This is a genomic window from Sorangium sp. So ce302 (genome assembly GCF_051530145.1).
Taxonomy (GTDB): Bacteria; Myxococcota_A; Polyangia; order Polyangiales; family Polyangiaceae; genus Sorangium; species Sorangium cellulosum_B.
This window is the reverse complement of the sequence record NZ_CP150326.1, coordinates 8,566,120-8,585,268: the sequence shown is the minus strand read 5'-3', so window position 1 is coordinate 8,585,268 and position 19,149 is coordinate 8,566,120. Positions and strand designations below refer to the sequence as shown.

The following is a 19,149-nucleotide window of genomic DNA, read 5'->3' as shown; positions in this document are numbered from 1 at the left end:
AGCTCGCCCCGCCGCGATCGCGCCGCCGGCGGCGCCAGCCCTCGTCAGCTCCGGTGTTTGCTCAGCGGATCGACAGCGACGTCATCCACCGGCACGGCCGCGGACGGGCGGGACGCGGGGCCGCGCACCGGCAGCTCCACGATGAACTCCGCGTGGCGCCCCTTCTCGGTGTTCCCGAGCCGGATCGCGCCTCCATGGCCGTGACGCACGATCTCATAGCAGATGGAGAGCCCTAGCCCGGTGCCCTGCCCGTTGGGCTTGGTCGTGAAGAATGGGTCGAAGATCCGCTCACGGATGAGCTCCGGTATCCCGGTGCCGTTGTCCCAGATCCGGATCTCGGCGATCGACCCGACCCGGCGCGTCGACACCCGGATGCGAGGCGGCTCCGCCGCGGCGCCCCTCTCCGCCCGCACCCGCTCACCTACGGAGTAGAGCGCGTTGTTGACCAGGTTGATGATCACGCGAGCGAGCTCCTGATCCATCACCTCGACCGGCGGGAGCGAAGCGTCGAACTCCTTCTCGACCACCACGTCCAGGGCGGGCGCCGCAGCGAGCTTGCCGACCATCGCGAGCTCGACCGACTTCTCGACCAGCGCGTTCAAATTCACCGGCTCTCGGACGCCCGACAGGACACGGGAGTGCAGCAGCATGTTGTTCACGATGGCGTTCGCGCGCTTGCCGTGCTCCGCGATCTTGTTCGCGTTGATCCTCAGCATCGGGAGCACCTCCCTGATCTTCGCCATGACCTCGCCGCTGTGCGGGTCGTCGAGATGGAGCTCGGTCGAGAGCGTGACGAGCTCATCCGCGAATCGAACGGACAGATCAGCGAAGTTGTTGACGAAATTGAGCGGGTTCTTGAGCTCGTGAGCGACTCCCGCGGTGAGGTTGCCGAGCGACGCCATCTTCTCCGCCTGGATCAGCTGCTGCTGGGTCTGCTGGAGGTGCTCGAGCGTCGACGCCAGCGCGATGTTCTTGCGCTTGAGCTCCTCGGTTCGCTCGTCGACCTTCCGCTCGAGATCGTTGTAGAGCCGCGCGTTCTCGATCGAGATCGCGACCTGCGACGAGAGCAGACGGAGCACCTTCAGCCGATCCGAGGTGAAGGTGTCGGTGATGAGGTTGTTCTCGAGATACAGCACACCGACGAGCTGTCCCTGATGAACGAGCGGGGCACAGAGCACCGACCTCGGCTGGCAACGCACGACGTAGGGGTCGCTGACCAGCCGCTCATCCCGCGCCGCGTCGCGCAGCACGACGCTCTCCCGCGTCCTGGCGACGTAGTTCACCAGCGCGTGCGGGAGATCCGGGCTCTGATCCATCGGGATCGACTGAAGCACGGTGACCTCCCCGGACGCGATCGTCCCCTTGGCCTCGATGACGAGCTGGCCGGCTTCCTTGATGAGGAGGACTCCCTTCTCTGCGCCTGCGTTCTCGAGCATGATCTGCATGATCCTGTCCAGGAGCCGACCGAGCATGATCTCGCTGGAGAGCACCTGGGACGCCTTGACGACCGTGGTCAAGTCGAGGTCCTGGGGCGTCGGCGACACCGTCACGGCGGTGCCGCTCTGATGCTTCACCTGCGCCGGAGACGACCGCATGAGGAGCACGGGATACTGCTCGTCGAGCGCGCGGACCTTGGTGTGCGCGCCCCAGGTGAGATAGCAGCCGCGCGCCTCCTGGAGGTACGAGCCGGCCAGCTGCGGTTTGCCCCTGTTCAGATGGAACAGCGCCGCGCGCTCGCACGCCAAAGCCACATCGTGGAGGTACTCGCTCTTCCGCGCTGCGGAGATCGCGTCGTCGTAGAGCCTCGCCGCCTGCCTGGATCGGCCCTCCACGCGCGCCTCCTCGGCCAGCACCAGCGCATATTTGTGGCGGGCGTTCACCGCGCTGTGCTCGGCCCACTTGTGCAAGATCCGCTTTGCCTTGTCGATCGCGCCGCGCAGGCGGCGCCTGTCCGCGCCGTCCGCGTCCGGAACCAGCGAGAGCGCCGCGAGCGCCCGGTAAAACGCGTGGTGCGGAACGAACGCCGAGCTCGGGTCCAGCATGTCCTTGTAGGCCTCGAGCCGCGACGCGATCTCCACCACCTCGTCATGACGCTCGAACAGGTAGCCGATCTGGAGCGCCAGCAGCAGGTGCTGCGCGCGCTGCATGTCCTCGGTGACGTACGCGTCCGGCTCGAGCGAGTGCTCGTTCGAGCGCAGCGCGGAGGGGTCGGCGTCCTGCAGCTCTCGCGTCCAGCGCAGGGTGATCTGCATGCACTGGACCACCTTCTGGGCGTCGGTCCGTCGTCCGAACTCGAGATACCGGCGAGCCTGCGCGGTCACCTCGGCGATCGGGGTGTCGACCAGAGAGGTCCAGTAGATGCTCAGGCACATGCAGTACGATGCTTGCACCAGGTTGCCGGAGTCGACGGCGCACTGGATCGCCTCCGCGAGCAGATCGAGCGCCTCGCGCAGGTGGGACGAGAACACCTCCAGGAAGCTCGCGATGACGAAGAGCGTCCTGCACGTCACCGATGGATCATTGAACTTGCGCGCCAGGACCAGGGCGAGCTTGCCGTACGCCGCGCCCGTCCTGGGATCGCGGAGCACCGAGCTGTTGAACATGCCGAAGCAGGCGAACGCGAACGAGGAGGCCTCGGTGTTGCCGTAGGTGAGCGACAGCTGCACGAGCTTGAGGATGATGAGCCCGATGAGCTGCTCGCGCTGCAGCAGGTAGGCAGGGAACCAGAGGGTGATGAGCAGACCCATCGCCGCCCGGATCTCCGGCGTCATGCGGTCCGGCAGCTCGCTGAGCTCGCTGATCTGCCTGCCCCGCAGCTTCCATCGAACCTGGGCGAGCTCGAGCAGCACCTCACCCATGTGCGGCTTGGACGACAGCCGTATGCCGAGCAGCTGCAGCGCGAGCAAGCCGGTCTCCACGGCCTGCTCGTACTGGCACAGGTGCAGGAGCTGCGTCACACGGGCGGTATGCACGGCGACCCGCTCGTCGTCGGTACGGGCGTTGCGGAGCAGGAGCGCGAACCTCTCGTCGGCGTCCGCGAAGCGGGTCATGAGATAGTCGCACTCGGCCCTCTCGAGGTGCAGCGCGAACGTCAGCTCATGACAGCGGCTCCACCCCTCCGCCCCGACGAGCTCGGTGCCAGCGGCGAGGTAGCGCAGCGCCGGTTCGTAGGCAGCGGACGCCTTTGCCTTGCGACCGGCGGTGAGATCGAGCTGCGCGATCTCCTGGCGCTCCGTCGTGTCGCGCACCACCTCGGCGCCTGCGTTCAGGTGATTGACCACCTCGAAGAGCCGCTCCGCGACGCGCTCGGTCGGGAGGCGCCGCCGGAGGAGGCGGCCGATGTCGAGGTGGGTCTTCTTCCGGTCCTGGTCGGGGATGAGCGAATAGGCTGCCTGCTGCACGCGGTCGTGCAGGAACTCGTACGGGACGGCGAGCTCCTCCAGCGACGCATCGAAGGGATCTCCCGGCTCGGCGCCGAGCAGCAGCTTGTACGACTGATCCGTGGGCAGGATGAGGCCCGCTTGCACGGCCTCCCACAGGGCGTCGGCCGTCTCCCGCGGCGAGCGCTCGAACACGATGGACAGGATGTTCGAGTCGAAGCGGCCCCCGACGCAGGCCGCCAGCTTCACCGCGCTCTGCGCTGCGAGCGGGAGCCTCTGCAGCTTGCCGACCAGGAGGTCGACCACGTTGTCCGTGACCCCGACGGACCTGAGCTGATCCATGTCCCAGCGCCACGCGCCCACGCCGCGCTCGTCCGAGAGCGCCGGGTCGAACACGAGCAGCCGCTCTTGATGGAGCGTCTTCAAGAACTCCATGACGAAGAACGGATTGCCGTGGGTCTTGCTGGCCAGGAGCGACGCGAGCGGCCCCGCGCGCTCTGCCGTGCACGAGAGGACGTCGACGAGCCACCCCGTGAGATCGTCCTGGCAGAGCGGCGCCAGCGCGAGGTGGGTGACCCTCGTCGCCTCCACCTGGAGGCGCTCGAACGCGCGGCCCAGCGGGTGGCCGTCCGTGACCTCGTTGTCTCGGTACGCGCCGATCAGCAGCAGGTAGCCGCTGGCCGGGTTTTCGCTCAGGTACCGGAGCAGATCCAGGGACGCTGCGTCGGCCCACTGCAGGTCGTCGAGGAAGAGCACGAGGAGGTGCTCCCTCTGGGCGAAGGCCTGAATGAAGCTCTGGAAGACCTGACGAAACCGGTTCTGAGACTCCGCTGGGCCGAGCTGGGGCACGGCCGGCTGCTGGCCGAGGACCAGCTCGAGCTCCGGGATCACATCGACGATGATCTGGCCGTTGGGGCCGAGCGCGCGTCCGAGCCGCGTCCTCCAGACAGAGAGCCGCGCCTCGTCCTCGGTGAGCAGCTGGCGGATGCTCTGCCGGAACGCCTCGATGAGGGAGCTGTAGGGTAGACCCCGATTGAACTGATCGAACTTGCCGGAGAGGAAGCTGCCGGTCTGGCCGACGACGAGCCTGTGGAGCTCGTTGACCAGCGTCGATTTACCGACGCCGGAATAGCCATGGACGAGCACGATCTCGGTGGCGCCTCGGGCGACGCGCTCGAAGGCGCCCGTGAGGGCGGCGACCTCCGCGTCGCGCCCGTAGAGCTTCTGCGGGAACTGCAGCCTCTCCGAGCGATCCTGCCTGCCTGTCGGAAACGGCGCTATCTCGCCGGCGGAGCTCCACCCGGCGAGGCAGGTCTCGAGGTCGATGCGCAGCCCGCGCGCGCTCTGGTAACGGTCCTCGGCCGCCTTGGCCAGCAAGCGCATGACGACGCTCGACAGCGGGGCAGGCACTCCCGGCCGCAGCTCCTCCGGCGGCGTCGGCCGCCGGGCGATGTGACAGTGCACGAGCTCGAGCAGATCGGTGGCCAGGAACGGCGGCCGGCCGGTGAGCATCTGGTACAGCGTCGCCCCGAGCGAGTAGAAATCCGTGCGATGGTCGAGGGCCCGGTTCATCCGGCCGGTCTGCTCGGGTGACATGTAGGCCAGGGGCCCCTCGATCCGGGCGACGCTCTCGATCGTCTGGCTCTCGCGAGGCAGCCGGGAAGCGATGCTGAAATCCGTGAGCTTGGCGCGGCCGGTCTCCCGGTCGAACAGGATGCTTCCCGGATGGATGTTCTTGTGGGTGATCTCCCGTTCATTCAAGGCTTCGAGCGCTCGGCAGAGCTGGATCGCGACGCGGAGGAGCAGCTCGATGTCCAGCCCTTCGGCGGGGATGGCGGAGTGCAGCGGCTCACCCGCGAAATCCTCGAGGACGAGCACCGGTACGCCGTGGTGCTTCTCCAGCCGCTGCACCTTCAGGATGTACGGGCTGTCGAGCATCTGGGCGAGCTGGTGCTCGTGCTTGATGCGCGTGATGTCGAGCAGGGTCGGGTAAGCGACGTGGAGCGCCTTGATCAGCGCTGGCTGCCCGTCGGCGGATCGGATGGCTCGATAGGTGGCAGTCCGCGTCTCTTCGACGACGGTCGCGGTCACATCGTAGCCCAGGAGGATCTGCATGAACTCGCCCTTCGCGTGCAGCTACTTCCGCTGCTTCGGCTGAGCGTCGGCCGCGGCCGCGCTCGTCATTCCATAGGCCTGCCCGTCGCCCGCCGGGGCGGCCTTCGGTCTGGCCTTCTTCGCATAGCTCCACAAGAAATCACCGCTGCCGCGCTCTCCCCACGTGATTTTATCCTGCGACCTTCCCCTGGCGATCTGCGCGTCGGAGTGGCAGCCCATGCAGCTCGACGTGTGGAATATCCGGGTCGTCTCGGGGCGTAGAGCGCGGTTCACGTCGGCGGCGACCGTGTTGCCTTTCTGCATGTATGTCTCCAGGACAGTGTTCACGAGGTAAGGTCGGTACGGCCGGCCGCCGGACTCGTTCGCGACGGCATCGGGGAGCTTGTCCGACGGCGACGGCTCGCCCCCGCCGTCCGTCGGCCACTGCGTGCCGACGAGCTCGTAGAACTGCAGGGCAGAGCGGTTCTTCTCGAGCTGCGCCTGGACCTGGCTGTTCAGGGCGGCTGTGTCCTCCCGGATCGGCTGCTGCCGGTGCACCTGCGTGCGGCTCACCCACGGACCCCCCAAGGGCGGCCAGACGCGCTCATCCGGCGGCTCATTGACCGGGCACAGCGGGCAATCCGGATTGTTGAACGAGGGCTTGAGCGGCTTGCCGTCGTGCGTCTCGAGCGGGTTGACATCGACGTTGTCGATGTGCTCGAACGCAGCCCAGACCCATTGCTTCTTGGCCGAGAGCGTCTTGATCATGACGTTCGCGCCCACGAGGCCGAACGTCTGCAGCGACGGGCCTGCGCCCGTGCGGACGTACGCCTTCCGGAGGATGAAGCGCCCCTCGAGGTGCCTGTCGCTCTCGTCCAGCAGCTTCCACGCGAGCTTGAGCGCGATCGAGGGCATCTGATCCTCGTTCCGCGGGTTGCCCCAGGGCGCGTCGGGGTTGGTGCAGTCTTCCTCGCGGGTGGCGCAGTATTCCGCGCTGTAGGCGATCTGTCCATCGATGCTGTAGAGCGCGTTGTCGTTGAGGTACTTGAACAAACGCTCGCTGTACAGCACCTCGTAATACACCTTGTTGCCGTTCTGGTCCCAGAGGATGAACGAGTCGGCCTGTCTGTCGTCCTGTAGCGTGCGGGAGGCATTGATCGCGAAGCTCGCGTCCGGAGCGTCCCGCCTGGCCTGCTGCTCGGCAGGGTTCCATGCATCGGGTGGGCCGCCGTCCGGCTTGAAGATGTCGTAACTGGTCTTCCAGGTATCCCACCCATGGGCGCCATCGTCCGCAAGGCGAGGCCGCGCGCGGCCGTCCTTGGTCACCGGCCATGCCATCGCGATGAAGGACTGCCATGCCAGGATGTCGTATAGACGGTTGCCTTCTGCGTATTTCCCCCTCCCTATGGTTCTTTCTTGCAGCTCGGGATCGATGTCTCGGGGCAGGGCCGAGCACAGCTTGTCGGTGAAGCTCGGGAACTTGCTCCACAGCTCCGCCCGGCATGTCTCGTCGTCAACCGGTGAGGACACGCCCGTGTTCTCGGGAGGGGAGGGCGGGGGAGAGGAGCTCTGCAGCTGGACTGTCGCGGTGCACGACAGGTGTGCCGCGCCCGCCAGGATCATCGAAGCCGATCTGTAGATGGAGGACGAATGGCGTTTCATTGTGCGACGCTCCGGAATACAGCGTGTGTGTCGGTTCTCAGGCGAGGGAGAAGCAACGTAAGACACCAAGGTAGGCTTTGGCCGACAGAGCTCGATCCGGGCCGAGGACGATCTTCAGGTCGATCCAGCGGCGCACGCGGGACGGCCATTCGTGCTCCCGGCAGCGCTCGCGCGAGGACCCGGGCCACGCGGTGAGCGCGTCGCGCTGCGAGGGCGTGCAGAGGCCGAGCGACGAGAGGCGCTCGAGCGTCGCGCTCCGGCCCGGGTCCAGCTTCCGGGTCGCGAGATCGAAGAGCTCGATCCCGAGCCGAGGAGCGACGTTGTCTCCGATGGTGACGTCGATCGTGACGCGCTCGTCATCGACGCGCAGCGCTCTCAGCAGCTCCTCCACCTCACCGGGTTTGCCCGGCCAGCCCACCCCGTGCAGGTAGCCGATGAGCCGGTCGCGCGGCAGCGAGACGTTGAGCTTGAGCGTCGCAGGCTGCCTGGCGCTCATGACGGACAGATGAACGGCGTGGCCGCCGTCCGGCAACAGGGTGAAGCAACGGAGCAGCGCGGCCTGGGTCGACGCCGGGACTGGCCCATCGAGGAGCACGGAGAGGGCCGCCTCGACGAGCCGGAGCCGGCCGCTCGGGCTGAAGTCGCGCTCTGCCTCCGGGGCCTCCAGGTTCGTGAGGGGCCTCGGATCCAGGCAGAGGAGCACGGACGGCTCGACCGGACCACGACGCGCGGCCGGCTGATCGAACTCGAACCAGAGCAGGGGAACCTGCTCGAACAGGAGGGTGCCGGGCGTGGTCCACGCGGCGAGGAGACGCCCTGGAGGGCCCCGGAGCGGATCGGCGCCTTCCACCGGCGGAGGGCCGCCGGGGGCGACCGGACCTTCGCGGCGCGAGCGCGGGAGCCGAGACGCGAGGAGCTCTCTCCCTTCCGCCAGAATACAGGCAAGAAAGTCGACCCGCGCAGCGGTCGCCCCCAGATGACATTCGAGGGTCAGGACCGAGGCGGCGTCCAGCAGGGCCGGGGCGCAGCGGCTGAAGGCGCGCCAATCTCGCGGTGACACGAGCGTCGGCGGGGCATGAGGCTCGACGAGCTCCAGCGTCTTCTCCATCGACCGAACGATCATGCAGCGACCTCTCGTCCTGCCGGGCCGTGCCCGCGCGATGACCACCGACTGCCGCGGTCGGCCTTCGAGCAGCGCCCGAGGCTACCCACTCACCAGGCCTTGTACCAGGCGTCGCCGTTGAGCTCGGGAACGGCGAGATCCAGCAGGGCCTCGAGCGAACCGTCGTCGGACGGGCCTCTTGCGATGTGGCTGTCGAGCTTCTTCTTCTGCCGCTCGCTCAGCTTGAACTCGCTCATCAGCGAGCTTCTGGATTCGTTCTTGCGCGCTTCATCGTCGGGGTGGAAGCGATTGTAGACCTCCGCGGTGTGCACCAGATGATAAAGGAAGGACAGGAGACCCGGCTTGCGTGCCACGCCGCTCGCCGACGGGGCGGGCGCCTCGTCGCTCGTGTTCTTGAAGAGCCTCTCGTTGACCTCATCCTTCGTGAGGTAGAGGACGTTCGCGACGCAGTCGTCGTCGGGGTGCCCCATGTCGCCGCACTTGTTGAACACCTTCTTCTCGGTGGCGCTCAGGCGAAAGTCTTTCAGCACTTTGTTCTTGTCTGGGTTCACGGTGAGGCCCGCGTACCTCAGGTGATAGAGCAATGACAGGACGCCGGGCGGATAATTCGTTGTCTCTGTGGACATGGTCGTCATTCCCTCGCGTGGTGTAGTTGAAGGGCGCTTCGCGCGTCGCAGCAGGCGCGCGCGGCCCGGTGAATCGCGTGCTCTGCGAGTCCTCAGGGGCCGTCGCTCGCTGGAAAGAACCGCCTGCTCCGAGCCGCTCGATCCAGTCAAGAAAGACATTCGGATGGAACCGAACCGTCTGCGAATGGGAATTGCACGGCGCGTACCAGCCGTGCGTGCATGTCCGCCGCCCAGCCGACGTGCGGGGATGCGGGCGTTTCCAGGCCGGGATGTGACGGCGGCCGCGGGCGTTCCGTCGAGCGCGTGCGGCAAACTGTCGGCCGACGTGTCGGCCGACGTGTCGGCGGGCGTGCCGGCCGAGGTCCCGGCGCCGTGCCGGTGCCGTGCAGGCGGACATGCCGGCGCCGTGCGGCGCCCTGCCGGCCGACACGATGTCAGCGCGGCGCCTACGCCGGCCTGGGCTCCAGGGAGATCTGGACCGTCTGCTCCCCCTCGAGCAGCGGCCGCGTCACGTCGCGCCCCGCCACCCTGTAGACGGTCGTCGATTCGGCCCTGGGCCAGATGCTCCGCGCGCCGGCGCTCTCGAACTTGAACTCCTGCCGGGCGGCCCGGCAGACCGCCTCGTCGACGAGGATCTCCCCGGACAGCGCTGCGCGCGCGAGGTGGGAGGCGGCGTTCACTGCCTGCCCGAGCACCGTGTAGCCGAGCCGCGCGCACGCGTGCGAGCCGACCTCCGCCGCCAGGACGCTGCCGGTCGAGACGCCCGCGCATACCCCGTGAGCGTAAGGCGAATCCTTCCCCGTACGCCGAGCGACCGTCTCGAGCTGCTCCCGTACGGCGACGCACGCCGAGAGCGCCCGGTCGAGGTGCTCCGGCCCGTGGAACACCGCCATGACGGCGTCGCCCACGAATTTGTCCACGATGCCTCCGTGCGCCAGGAGCTCCGGGACGATCACCTCGAAGTTGGCGTTGAGAAGCCGCGTGGCCTCGGCGGGCGGCCTCTCCTGCGCCACGCGGGTGAACCGGAAGACATCGACGAACGCGACGGTCGCCTCCAGCGCCTCGCTCGCGGCTGCGCCCGCGGGCCCGAGCGCCCGGAGCCGCTCCACCAGGGCCGCGTTCGTGAACTTCCGCAGGATATCGTTCTCCTCGTTCGCCTGGGCTTTCTGTCGCTGCTGCTCTGCGGAGCGGAGGGACTTCTCCAGCGTGGTCTCGAGGTCGGCGAAATCGAGCGGCTTGAAGAGGAAGTCGAACGCCCCCCGGTTCATGGCGCGACGGATGTTGGTCATGTCGCCGTACGCGGAGACGATCACCGTCCTCGCGAGCGGGTTCACCTCGGGGATGTGCTCGAGCAGGGTGATCCCGTCCATGACGGGCATGTTGATGTCGGCGACGACGACATCGATGTCCGGGTGTCGCCGGAGCTCCTCGAGGGCGTGCTGGCCGTTGTCGGCGAAGATGAGCTCGTAGGCGGAGCTCTTCTTGTTCTGCCGAAAATGCATCTTCAGCAGGAGCTGCATGTCGGGCTCGTCATCGACGATGAGGATCTTGGCGGGCTTGCTCCCCGCGTCACACACCGCGGCGAACGCCGTGATGAGCTCGCGGGACGACTGGAATCTCCGGGTCCGGTCCTTTGCCAGGGCGCGCTCGAAGAATCGATCGAAGCCGGGGAGCAGGGCGGCGTCGAGCGATGACGGCGGCGGGAACGGGTCAGTGCAGATGCTGATGATGAGCCCTGGCAGATTTTCTATCGAGAACGGAAATCGGCCGGTGAGCGCGCGGTACGCAATGACGCCGAGCGACCAGAGATCGGCCAGGGGGTGGGGAACGGCGCCGCGGACCTGCTCCGGGCTCATGTACGCGGGGGTTCCGATGCGCGTGCCGCTCCAGTCACGCGCATCGAACAGCCGCCACCCCACCCCGAAATCGAGGATCTTCACGGACTCGCCGGACGCACCCCGGGCGAGGAAGATGTTCGCGGGCTTGAGATCACAGTGGACAATGCCTGCCGCGCTCGCTGCCTCGAGGCCCGAGCTGAGCTGCCGGAGCAATGACAGCACGGCCGCCGCCGGGAGCTGGCGCGTGCGGCGAAGCCGGCTCTCGAGGTCTTCCCCCTCGAGCAGCTCCATGACGATATAGGGAGAACCCTCATCGATTCCGTAGTCGTGGACTTGGACGATGTGCTCGTTGCGGAGACGGGCGACGGTCGTCGCCTCCTGCTCGAAGTTGCGCCTTGCGTCGAATGAGACGACGTTCTCGGGCATCATCCGCTTCAGCGCCACCGGCCGGCGGAGCATCTGATCGAAGGCCTCCCAGACGATGCCCATGCCGCCGCGGCCGATCTCACGCAGCAGCGCGTATCTCCCGCCGACCGTTTGGCCCTTCACAAAGGAAAACTACTACGCGCGAGCGCACATCGTGTCAACTGGCGTTACTGTGTCCGCGCCCAGGCGACGACGGCGCCAAAGCGGTTCGGTGTGCTCGAATGTGCGCGTCGCGCATTGCGTGGAGGAGCGTGGAGGAACCGAACGCCGGCTCCGCTGAGCTTGCAAGTCTTTTCGGTGGGCGCGTATTCTCCCACCCCCATGGTGACCGAGCGAACAGGGCTCACCACGATCGCGAACGCGACGACGCTGCACCCCGACACGAGCCCCTCACGGCGGGCATGCACACGCCTCGCTCCGTCCCTGTCCGTCCTTTACCATCCTCGTCTCGAGCGCATCGGTGAGCGCGCCGTCCTCGCCGACCTCGCGCTTCGCGATGCGGTCGCGCTGTCGAGAATGGAGCCGTACTTCGGTCCACCGGGGGCGATCGGCGATGCGCCGCTCGGGGATACCCACCTGAGCCGCAAACCCCTGCGCATCATCGCGCTGCCCGACGACCGGATCCGGCTGGACGCGGCGGAGCGCGGCTCCCACGTCGCGGTGGATGGCGCCCCGCTGGAGGGGAGCCGCGATTTCTCGCTCGACGAGGTGACGCGGGGGGTCGTTATCGAGCTCGCCAGTCGCGTCGTCCTGCTGCTCCACATGGTCGATCCGTCCCCGCGGGAGCCGGGGGAGCGCCTCGGTCTGGTTGGCGATAGCGACCTTCTGGAGCGGACGCGGTGGCATATCCGCCGCATCGCCGACCTCGGAACTGCGGTGCTCCTCCGCGGCGAGACGGGCACTGGAAAGGAGCTCGTCGCGAGGGCGATCCACCAGGCCGGCAATCGGCGCAATCAGCCCTTCGTGGCCGTCAACATGGCGGCGATCCCTCCGTTGCTGGCGGCCGCGGAGCTCTTCGGCGCCGAGCGCGGATCCTATACCGGCGCCGTGCGCGACCGTCCCGGTTACTTCGGCTCGGCCGAGGGCGGGACGCTCTTCCTCGACGAGATCGGCGAAGCGCCGCCCGACGTGCAGGCGATGCTCCTCAGGGCCCTCGAGACGGGCGAGATCCAGGCGGTGGGCGCCCAGCAGCCGAAGAAGACGCGCATTCGGCTGATCACCGCCACGGACGCCGATCTGGAGGCCAAGGTGGCCGAGGGGGCTTTTCGCGCTCCGCTGCTCCACCGCCTGGCCGGCTACGAGATCGCGCTCCCTCCGCTCCGCGATCGCCGAGACGATCTCGGGCGCCTGCTCCTTCACTTCCTGCGCGAGGAGCTGACGGCCTCGGGCGACGCGCATCGGCTCGACGCGCCGCGGCCCGACGGCGCCCCGTGGTTGCCGGCGTCCGTGGTGGCCCGGCTCGCGCGGTACGACTGGCCGGGGAACATCCGTCAGCTCCGGAACGTGGCGCGGCAGCTGGCCGTGGGGAGCCAGGGCGCGGCGCGTCTGGAGGGGGCGCCGGCGCTCGAGCACCTGCTCCAGCGGGCAGCCCCGGAGCAGCGGAGCCACGCCGACGGCGATCGCGCGGCTGCGGCGAGATCGGCGCGGCCGGAGACCGCCACGGCGGCGCGGGCGATCTCGGGGAAGGGCGCCGGCTGGCGCAAGCCCTCCGACGTGCGGGAAGAGGAGCTGATCGACGCGCTCCGCCGGAGCCGGTGGGATTTCAAGGCCGCTGCCGAGCAGCTCGGGATCTCGCGGACATCGCTCTATGCGCTCGTGGAGAGCTGCCCGCAGGTCCGCCAGGCGAGCCATCTTGCGCCGGACGAGGTCGCCCGCTGCTACGCGGAGTGCGGTGGACACATCGACGCGATGGTGGAGCGCCTCATGGTCTCCAAGCGGGCGCTTCAGCGCAGGATCCGTGAGTTGCGTCTGGCATAGTCGACCCGGCGCCGGAGCGAGAAAGCCGGAGCGAGAGGCGGTCAGCGCGCCAAGGGAGACGTGAAAGAGACGTGAGGGAGACGTGAGGCCGAGGTTCGAGCCGGTCAATCGCAGGCGCCTCGATGTCTCGTTCGTTCGGCTCTTCACGTGGGATCTCTGCCTCGGATTCGTGGGCGTCCGCCTGCCGGTCGAGCTCTGATCGTCGCCGACGCCTCATGTCCAGAAGGTCCGAACGACCGGTCAGGCTCGGCCTTGATGGGCGATTGCCCGGAGCCAGACCAGAAAGACCAGCAATCGCCTGCGATGTCGCCCCGCATGACCTGAACGCACCTCGGGGAGCGCATCGCGCTCGACCGCGACGCCGATGGGCGAGCGCCGAACGATTCCTCTTCTCGGCGCGCCCGGCGGGCGAGTGCGTCTCGGGATGTCATGAGCCCGCTCGTGCGCTGCTCGTGCAGGATAACCAGCATCGCTTCATCTGGCGATATGGAATTTTCAGATCGATCTTGATGTGCCCTGTCGCACAGATGGGCAATTGATGATTGCCATCGATGAATCGATTCCTGTAGGGTCATCACAGTACGGCTTGCGGTTAAGAGCGCCGCTCGAGACCTCCTGCACCAGGCAGCCGAGGGCGGGCCCAGCGCGTCGCTGCTCCGCGTCGCCCTGCTTCATCAGGGCACATCGTCGCGCCTAGCGCCGCGCCCACCCTGGGCTTCCTTGTTCGATCCGGTCTTGTTCGGCGCCTGATACGTACGAAAGGGGAACGAGACACATGGCATTCCTTCCTACTTGCTCTTCCATTGGCGCACAGGGTCTCCGCCGCTTCGGTTGCGCGATCGCCGCGGTTTCTGCGCTCACGGCGATATCGGCTCCAGCCAGCGCGCTCCCGTCGTTTCCGGGGGCAGAGGGCTTTGGCGCCGTCGCGACCGGCGGGCGCGGCGGGCGCGTCATCAAGGTCACCAACCTGCGCACGAGCGGGTCGGGGAGCCTCCAGGCGGCCCTCGACGCCAGCGGGCCTCGCATCATCGTCTTCGACGTGAGCGGCGTGATCGAAGGGGATGTCGTCATCCGGAACGGCGACGTGACGATCGCGGGCCAGACGGCCCCCGGCGCGGGCATCACCATCCGCGGTCGCTTGACCGCCAGGTACTCCACCGCGGTCAACAACATCATTGCACGGTTCTTGCGAGTCCGGCCCGTGTACAACGGCTCGGCCGGAGAGCAGTTCGACGCAGCGCAGATCTCGCGGAACTCGAAGGTGATCCTCGATCACATGTCGATCGCCTGGGGCGTCGATGAGACCGTGGACCTCTATGAGGCAGATGACGTCACGGTCCAGTGGTCCACCATCGAGTCGTCGTCGACCACGGGGCATCCAGAGGGGATGCATAATTACGGTCTCATCAACGGCCCTGATGGCCACCGGATCACGCTCCACCACAACCTGTTCGCCCATCACAAGGCGCGTTGCCCCGCGGTCGCGAACGGCCCGGCCGACATCCGCAACAACGTGGCCTACAACGTGAGGCACGGGTTCGTGCACCACAACCGGGCGAGCGGCCAGTTCAACATCGTGGGCAACACCTACATCAAGGGGCCGAGCGATCAGCTGATCCCGTTCTACTTCGACGGCAGCGCCGGCGCAGGGCTCAAGTACTTCCTCGGCGACAACTACATCGACGATCCCGGGAAGTTCACGGGCACCGTCGAGAACCCCTGGAAGCAGCCGTACCTCCACCCGAGCTTCAGCAAGCTCAACAAGGCGGAGTCGTACCGCTCGGCGACGCAGTTCAATTTCACGCGGGATGTCCCGGGGTACATCCCGGTGACGACGCAGCGCGCGCAGGACGCGGCTCGGCTCGTCGTCGCGCAGGCGGGCTCGCTGCCGCGCGACGTGGTGACGAAGGGCGTCTTCAAGAACATGGAGCGCCGCGACGGCTCGTGGGGCGCCCGCTACGTGAGCAACCTGATGGACGGGCTCAGCCCGGGGACGGCCCCCGCAGACGCCGACCGCGACGGCATGGCGGACGCGTGGGAGCGGGCGCACGGCCTCAGCTCATCGAACGCGAGCGACCACACCAAGGTGATGCCGTCCGGATACACCGCGATCGAGGAGTACATCAACGAGCTCGCCGCCGCGCTGATCCGCCAGGCGGCGGGCAGCTCGTCGATGCTCCCGGACGAGGGGGAAATCGAGGAGCAGATCGAGTAGCGAGCTCCAGGAGAGCGCGATCGAGAGGCCGCGGCGTGGTCCAGCACACCGCGCCGCGCCGCTCCGCGCAGCGGAGCGGCGCGGGAGCGGCGGCGACGGTGCGGCCTCGCGACGCGGCGCCGGCTGGCCTGCCTGTTGCGCAGGCCGTCGCCGCTGCTAGGTTCCCCGCGGCGCTCCTTCAGACAGAGCGTCCCGGACGAGACGCGCCGTACCCGGTCAGGATAAGACGACGCCGCCGCATCACGAGGAGAGTCGTCATGTCCTGGCTGGCGTTGCTCCTGGCAGGTCTGCTCGAGGTCTGCTGGGCTATCGGTCTCAAGTACACACACGGCTTCACGCGCCCGTTGCCAACGGCGCTCACGGTCGGCGCGATCATCACGAGCATCGCGCTCCTCGAGAGCGCCTCGCGGACCTTGCCCATCGGCACGGCGTACGCCGTCTGGGTCGGCATCGGCGCGTTCGGGGCGGCGATCGCGGGCATCCTCCTGTTCGGCGAGCCCGCCACGGCCGCGAGGCTCGGTTTCCTCGCGCTGCTCGTTGTGTCCATCGTCGGCCTCAAGCTGGCGAGCCCCTGAGCCCTCGTCGCCCGGCGCGCGACCGGCCGCCTCGGGTCGACTAGCCTTCCCTCCATGCACGGAACACCCGAAGCCCGCGCCCTGCACGCGCAGTACCCCGCCATCGATCTCCACGCCGACAGCCTCATGTGGGCGCGCTGGGTCGGTTACGATCTGCAGGCGCGGCACGAGCCGCCGCTGCCGCTCGCCGCCCTCGGCGGGCACGTCGACGTCCCGCGGCTCCGCGAGGGCGGCGTCGGCGCGCAGTTCTTCGGGCTGGTCTCGCTGCCCATCGGGCAGCGGCGCGGGCTCGCCGCCGTCGTCGAGGAGCAGATCGATCTGCTGGAGCAGGCCGTCCGCGCGCGGCCCGGCCGCCTCGTGAAGGCGCTCACGGCCGAGGACATCGAGGCGGCGAGGGCCCGCGGCGCCGTCGCGGCGCTGCTCGGCGTCGAGGGGGCGCACGCGCTCGAAGGCGATCTCGACACCCTCGCTCGCTTCGCGCGGCGCGGCGTGCGCTACCTCGGGCTCTGCCACTTCAGCGCCAACGAGGCGTGTTATCCCGCCTACGGCGGCGGCCGCAGGGATGGTGAAGGCCTCACCGCCTTCGGCCGCGACGTCGTGCGCCTCGCCGAGGACCTCGGCGTCATCGTCGATCTCGCGCACATCAACCGGGCAGGCTTCCTCGATGCATGCGCGCTCGCTCGCCGCCCACCCATGGTCAGCCACACGGGTATCGCCGGCGCGTTCGATCACTGGCGCAACATCGATGACGACCAGCTCCGCGCGCTCGCCGATCGCGGCGGGTGCGCCGGGATCATCTTTTGTCCGCTCTATCTCGGCGGAAACGGGCTCGCGCCCGTCGTCAAGCACCTCGTGCACATCATCAACGTTGCCGGCGAGGACACGCCAGCGCTCGGATCCGATTGGGACGGTTTCATCATTCCCACTCGTGAGCTGCGTGATGCGGCCCATCTTCCGCTCTTGACGGATGCGCTGCTGCGAGCTGGCTTGAGCGAGCGTGTGATCGCCAAGGTGCTTCGCGAGAACGTGATGCGCATTTTGAGTGACAACCCGCTTCCAACGCGGCTCCCGGTTGCGTAGCCTCTCTCGACGGGCCGTCGGGGTGGGTGGTCCCTCCGGCGCTGCGCTAGATCCTCCTTAACTCGGAGCGGATGCAGGCCATGACTCTCCATCGCCTCGCTGCACAGGGCTACGCGACTGCAGCGGATGCTTACGAGAAGGGGCGCCCGGACTACCCGCGCGGCGCCATCGAGCTCCTGCGCGACACGCTCCGCATCGACGCGACGAGCACGGTGCTCGATCTCGGCGCCGGCACCGGCAAGCTCACGCGCCTCCTGGTGCCCACGGGCGCGCGGCTGCTCGCGCTCGAGCCGGTCGAGGGGATGCGCCGCAAGCTGGGCCAGATGGTCCCGTCCGCCATCCCGCTCGATGGGGTCGCCGAGGCCATCCCCTTGCCCGAGACATCGGTCGACGCCGCGGTCGCCGCGCAGTCGTTCCACTGGTTTCACGGTGATCTCGCGCTCGCCGAGATCCACCGCGTGCTCCGGCCGAGAGGGCGCCTCTCCCTGCTCTTCAACCTGCGCGACGAGCGCGTCGACTGGGTCGCCCGCATCTCCCACATCCTCGACCGCCACGGCCGGGATGCTCCGATACACAGGTTCGGCGCCTGGCGCCGGACGTTCTCCGACTCCCGCCTCTTCGCGCCGCTCGGAGAGCACGAGTTCACCCATACGCAGGAGCTCGACCTCGATGGGCTCCTCGAGCGCGTCGCGTCGATCAGCTACATCTCGGCGCTCCCCCTGCAGGAGCGTTATGCGGTCCTGAACGAGATCCGCGAGCTGGCCGCGAACCACCCGGACCTCGCGGGGAAGAGCGTGTACCTCTTCCCCTACCGGACGCTGGTGCCCCTGTACGAGCGGCGGTGAGCGTCCGGCGAGCCCGCCGACGGGGGCGCCGTGCTAGAGCGGCCCCCGCATGGCGGCGCATGAAGTCGTGATCGTCGGAGGCGGGCCGGCGGGCGTGAGCACGGCGCTCTTCCTCGCCCATCATCGCCCGGCCCTCGCCGACAGGATCGTGGTGCTCGAAAAGGAGCGCTACCCGCGGGACAAGTCCTGCGCAGGCGGCCTCGGCGAGCGAGCGGACAGGGCGCTCTCGTCGATCGGGGTGACGATCGACGTGCCCTCGGTCGTGGTGCACGGCATCAGCGCGGCCTTCCAGGCCGGCGAGGTCGCGCTCCGCGAGGGCAACATCGGCCGCGTCGTCCGGCGCGCCGAGTTCGATCGCGCGCTCGCGCTCGCCGCGCGGGCGCGGGGCGTCCGGATCGTGGAGGGGGCGCGGGTGACCGGCGCCGCGCTGGGCGAGGACGGCGCCCGCGTCGAGAGCTCGGCCGGGGTGTTCGACGGCCGCGTCGTCGTCGGCGCGGACGGCGTCGGCAGCGTCGTCCGCCGCGCGATGGGGCTGCCGTTCGGCAGGCTGCGCGCGCAGGCCGTCGAGGTCGACACCGAGCCCGTCGCGGCGGACCGGGCGCGCGACCTCCTGCACTTCGAGATGCGGGACCGCTCGTTCGCCGGCTATCTGTGGGACTTCCCCACGATCGTCGGCGGGCGTGAGCTCGTCTGCCGGGGGGCCTACGTGCTGCACGAGGGCGCGCTCGGCGTGGCGCGCCCCGCGCCCGACGCCGAGCGCGTGCTCCGGAGCAGGCTCGAGGCGCTCGGCCTCGACCCGGACCGCTACCGGCGAAAGCGCTTCGCCGAGCGAGGCCTCGACCGGCGGGCCGTGATCGCGCGGCCCGCCGCCCTGCTCGTCGGCGAGGCCGCGGGCATCGATCCGATGCTGGGAGAGGGGATCGCCCAGGCGATCGCGTACGGGGCCCTCGCGGGCGAGTACCTCGCCGAGAAGCTCGACGCCCGCGATCTCGGGTTCCACGACTGGGGCCGGCGCGTCGAGCGATCGCTGCTGGGCCTCGACCTGCGCTTCCGGCGCCGGGTGATGCGCGCCTTCTACGGCGCGCCGCGGGAGCGCGTCGAGCGTTACCTCCTCGGCGAGCCGTCGTTCCTGCGCTTCGGCGTCCGGCACTTCGCCGGCAGAGCCCAGCCGGCGGGCGACGCGCTCCGCGCGGCGGCGACGGGCGCGCTCGTCGCGGGCCGGATCGGGATCGAGCGCATCGTCGCGTCGCTCCCGCCGCGCGCGCGCAGCGCAGGCAGCGCCGACGGCGCGCACGCATAACGAGGCAG

General features: G+C 68.6%; 11 protein-coding genes and 1 riboswitch. Of the genes, 6 read left to right on the top strand and 5 right to left on the bottom strand.

What is annotated here, in order from left to right; translation table 11 throughout:
* Positions 1 to 44: 44 nt before the first annotated feature.
* The 5 genes from WME73_RS32495 to WME73_RS32475 form a co-directional block, all read right to left on the bottom strand.
* Positions 45 to 5,495: an AAA family ATPase gene (locus WME73_RS32495; RefSeq protein WP_437912058.1), complete on the bottom strand. Its 5,451-nt coding sequence runs from the start codon at positions 5,493 to 5,495 to the stop codon at positions 45 to 47.
* A gap of 21 nt (positions 5,496 to 5,516) precedes the next feature.
* Positions 5,517 to 7,004: a hypothetical protein gene (locus WME73_RS32490; protein ID WP_437912057.1), complete on the bottom strand. Its 1,488-nt coding sequence runs from the start codon at positions 7,002 to 7,004 to the stop codon at positions 5,517 to 5,519.
* A 169-nt stretch (positions 7,005 to 7,173) separates the two neighbouring features.
* Positions 7,174 to 8,259, bottom strand: a complete 1,086-nt coding sequence (locus WME73_RS32485) for a hypothetical protein (protein ID WP_437912056.1) — start codon at positions 8,257 to 8,259, stop codon at positions 7,174 to 7,176.
* An 89-nt stretch (positions 8,260 to 8,348) separates the two neighbouring features.
* The gene (locus WME73_RS32480) at positions 8,349 to 8,885 is read right to left on the bottom strand and encodes a hypothetical protein (protein ID WP_437740230.1); all 537 of its coding nucleotides are present in this window, start codon (positions 8,883 to 8,885) and stop codon (positions 8,349 to 8,351) included.
* 446 nt (positions 8,886 to 9,331) lie between these two features.
* Entirely contained in the window at positions 9,332 to 11,272 is a 1,941-nt protein-coding gene (locus tag WME73_RS32475) for a protein kinase domain-containing protein (protein ID WP_437740229.1), read from the bottom strand.
* A 198-nt stretch (positions 11,273 to 11,470) separates the two neighbouring features.
* On the opposite strand from WME73_RS32475, the gene WME73_RS32470 reads away from it, so the two are divergent.
* From WME73_RS32470 to WME73_RS32445, 6 genes are all read left to right on the top strand, one after another.
* Entirely contained in the window at positions 11,471 to 13,126 is a 1,656-nt protein-coding gene (locus WME73_RS32470; protein ID WP_437912055.1) for a sigma 54-interacting transcriptional regulator, read from the top strand.
* A gap of 775 nt (positions 13,127 to 13,901) precedes the next feature.
* Complete coding sequence (locus tag WME73_RS32465) at positions 13,902 to 15,341, top strand: pectate lyase family protein (RefSeq protein WP_437912054.1); 1,440 nt, start codon at positions 13,902 to 13,904, stop codon at positions 15,339 to 15,341.
* A 167-nt stretch (positions 15,342 to 15,508) separates the two neighbouring features.
* Positions 15,509 to 15,577, top strand: a riboswitch (guanidine-III (ykkC-III) riboswitch).
* Positions 15,578 to 15,598: 21 nt separating this feature from the next.
* Positions 15,599 to 15,916, top strand: a complete 318-nt coding sequence (gene sugE, locus WME73_RS32460; protein WP_437740225.1) for a quaternary ammonium compound efflux SMR transporter SugE — start codon at positions 15,599 to 15,601, stop codon at positions 15,914 to 15,916.
* A 54-nt stretch (positions 15,917 to 15,970) separates the two neighbouring features.
* Positions 15,971 to 16,996 carry a dipeptidase gene (locus WME73_RS32455; RefSeq protein ID WP_437912053.1) on the top strand — a complete coding sequence of 342 codons (1,026 nt, stop codon included), beginning with the start codon at positions 15,971 to 15,973 and terminating at the stop codon, positions 16,994 to 16,996.
* A gap of 80 nt (positions 16,997 to 17,076) precedes the next feature.
* On the top strand, positions 17,077 to 17,841 hold the full coding sequence (locus WME73_RS32450) for a class I SAM-dependent methyltransferase (RefSeq protein WP_437740223.1): 765 nt from the start codon (positions 17,077 to 17,079) through the stop codon (positions 17,839 to 17,841).
* Positions 17,842 to 17,890: 49 nt separating this feature from the next.
* Positions 17,891 to 19,141 carry an NAD(P)/FAD-dependent oxidoreductase gene (locus WME73_RS32445; RefSeq protein WP_437740222.1) on the top strand — a complete coding sequence of 417 codons (1,251 nt, stop codon included), beginning with the start codon at positions 17,891 to 17,893 and terminating at the stop codon, positions 19,139 to 19,141.
* Positions 19,142 to 19,149: the final 8 nt, after the last annotated feature.

What these genes read in the sequence shown, in the direction of transcription:
- WME73_RS32465 (WP_437912054.1), top strand. Translation starts at nt 13,902, where the DNA reads ATGGCATTCCTTCCTACTTGCTCTTCCATTGGCGCACAGGGTCTCCGC.
- WME73_RS32495 (WP_437912058.1), bottom strand. Translation starts at nt 5,495, where the DNA reads ATGCAGATCCTCCTGGGCTACGATGTGACCGCGACCGTCGTCGAAGAG.
- sugE (WP_437740225.1), top strand. Translation starts at nt 15,599, where the DNA reads ATGTCCTGGCTGGCGTTGCTCCTGGCAGGTCTGCTCGAGGTCTGCTGG.
- WME73_RS32480 (WP_437740230.1), bottom strand. Translation starts at nt 8,885, where the DNA reads ATGTCCACAGAGACAACGAATTATCCGCCCGGCGTCCTGTCATTGCTC.
- WME73_RS32485 (WP_437912056.1), bottom strand. Translation starts at nt 8,259, where the DNA reads ATGATCGTTCGGTCGATGGAGAAGACGCTGGAGCTCGTCGAGCCTCAT.
- WME73_RS32470 (WP_437912055.1), top strand. Translation starts at nt 11,471, where the DNA reads ATGGTGACCGAGCGAACAGGGCTCACCACGATCGCGAACGCGACGACG.
- WME73_RS32450 (WP_437740223.1), top strand. Translation starts at nt 17,077, where the DNA reads ATGACTCTCCATCGCCTCGCTGCACAGGGCTACGCGACTGCAGCGGAT.
- WME73_RS32455 (WP_437912053.1), top strand. Translation starts at nt 15,971, where the DNA reads ATGCACGGAACACCCGAAGCCCGCGCCCTGCACGCGCAGTACCCCGCC.
- WME73_RS32445 (WP_437740222.1), top strand. Translation starts at nt 17,891, where the DNA reads ATGGCGGCGCATGAAGTCGTGATCGTCGGAGGCGGGCCGGCGGGCGTG.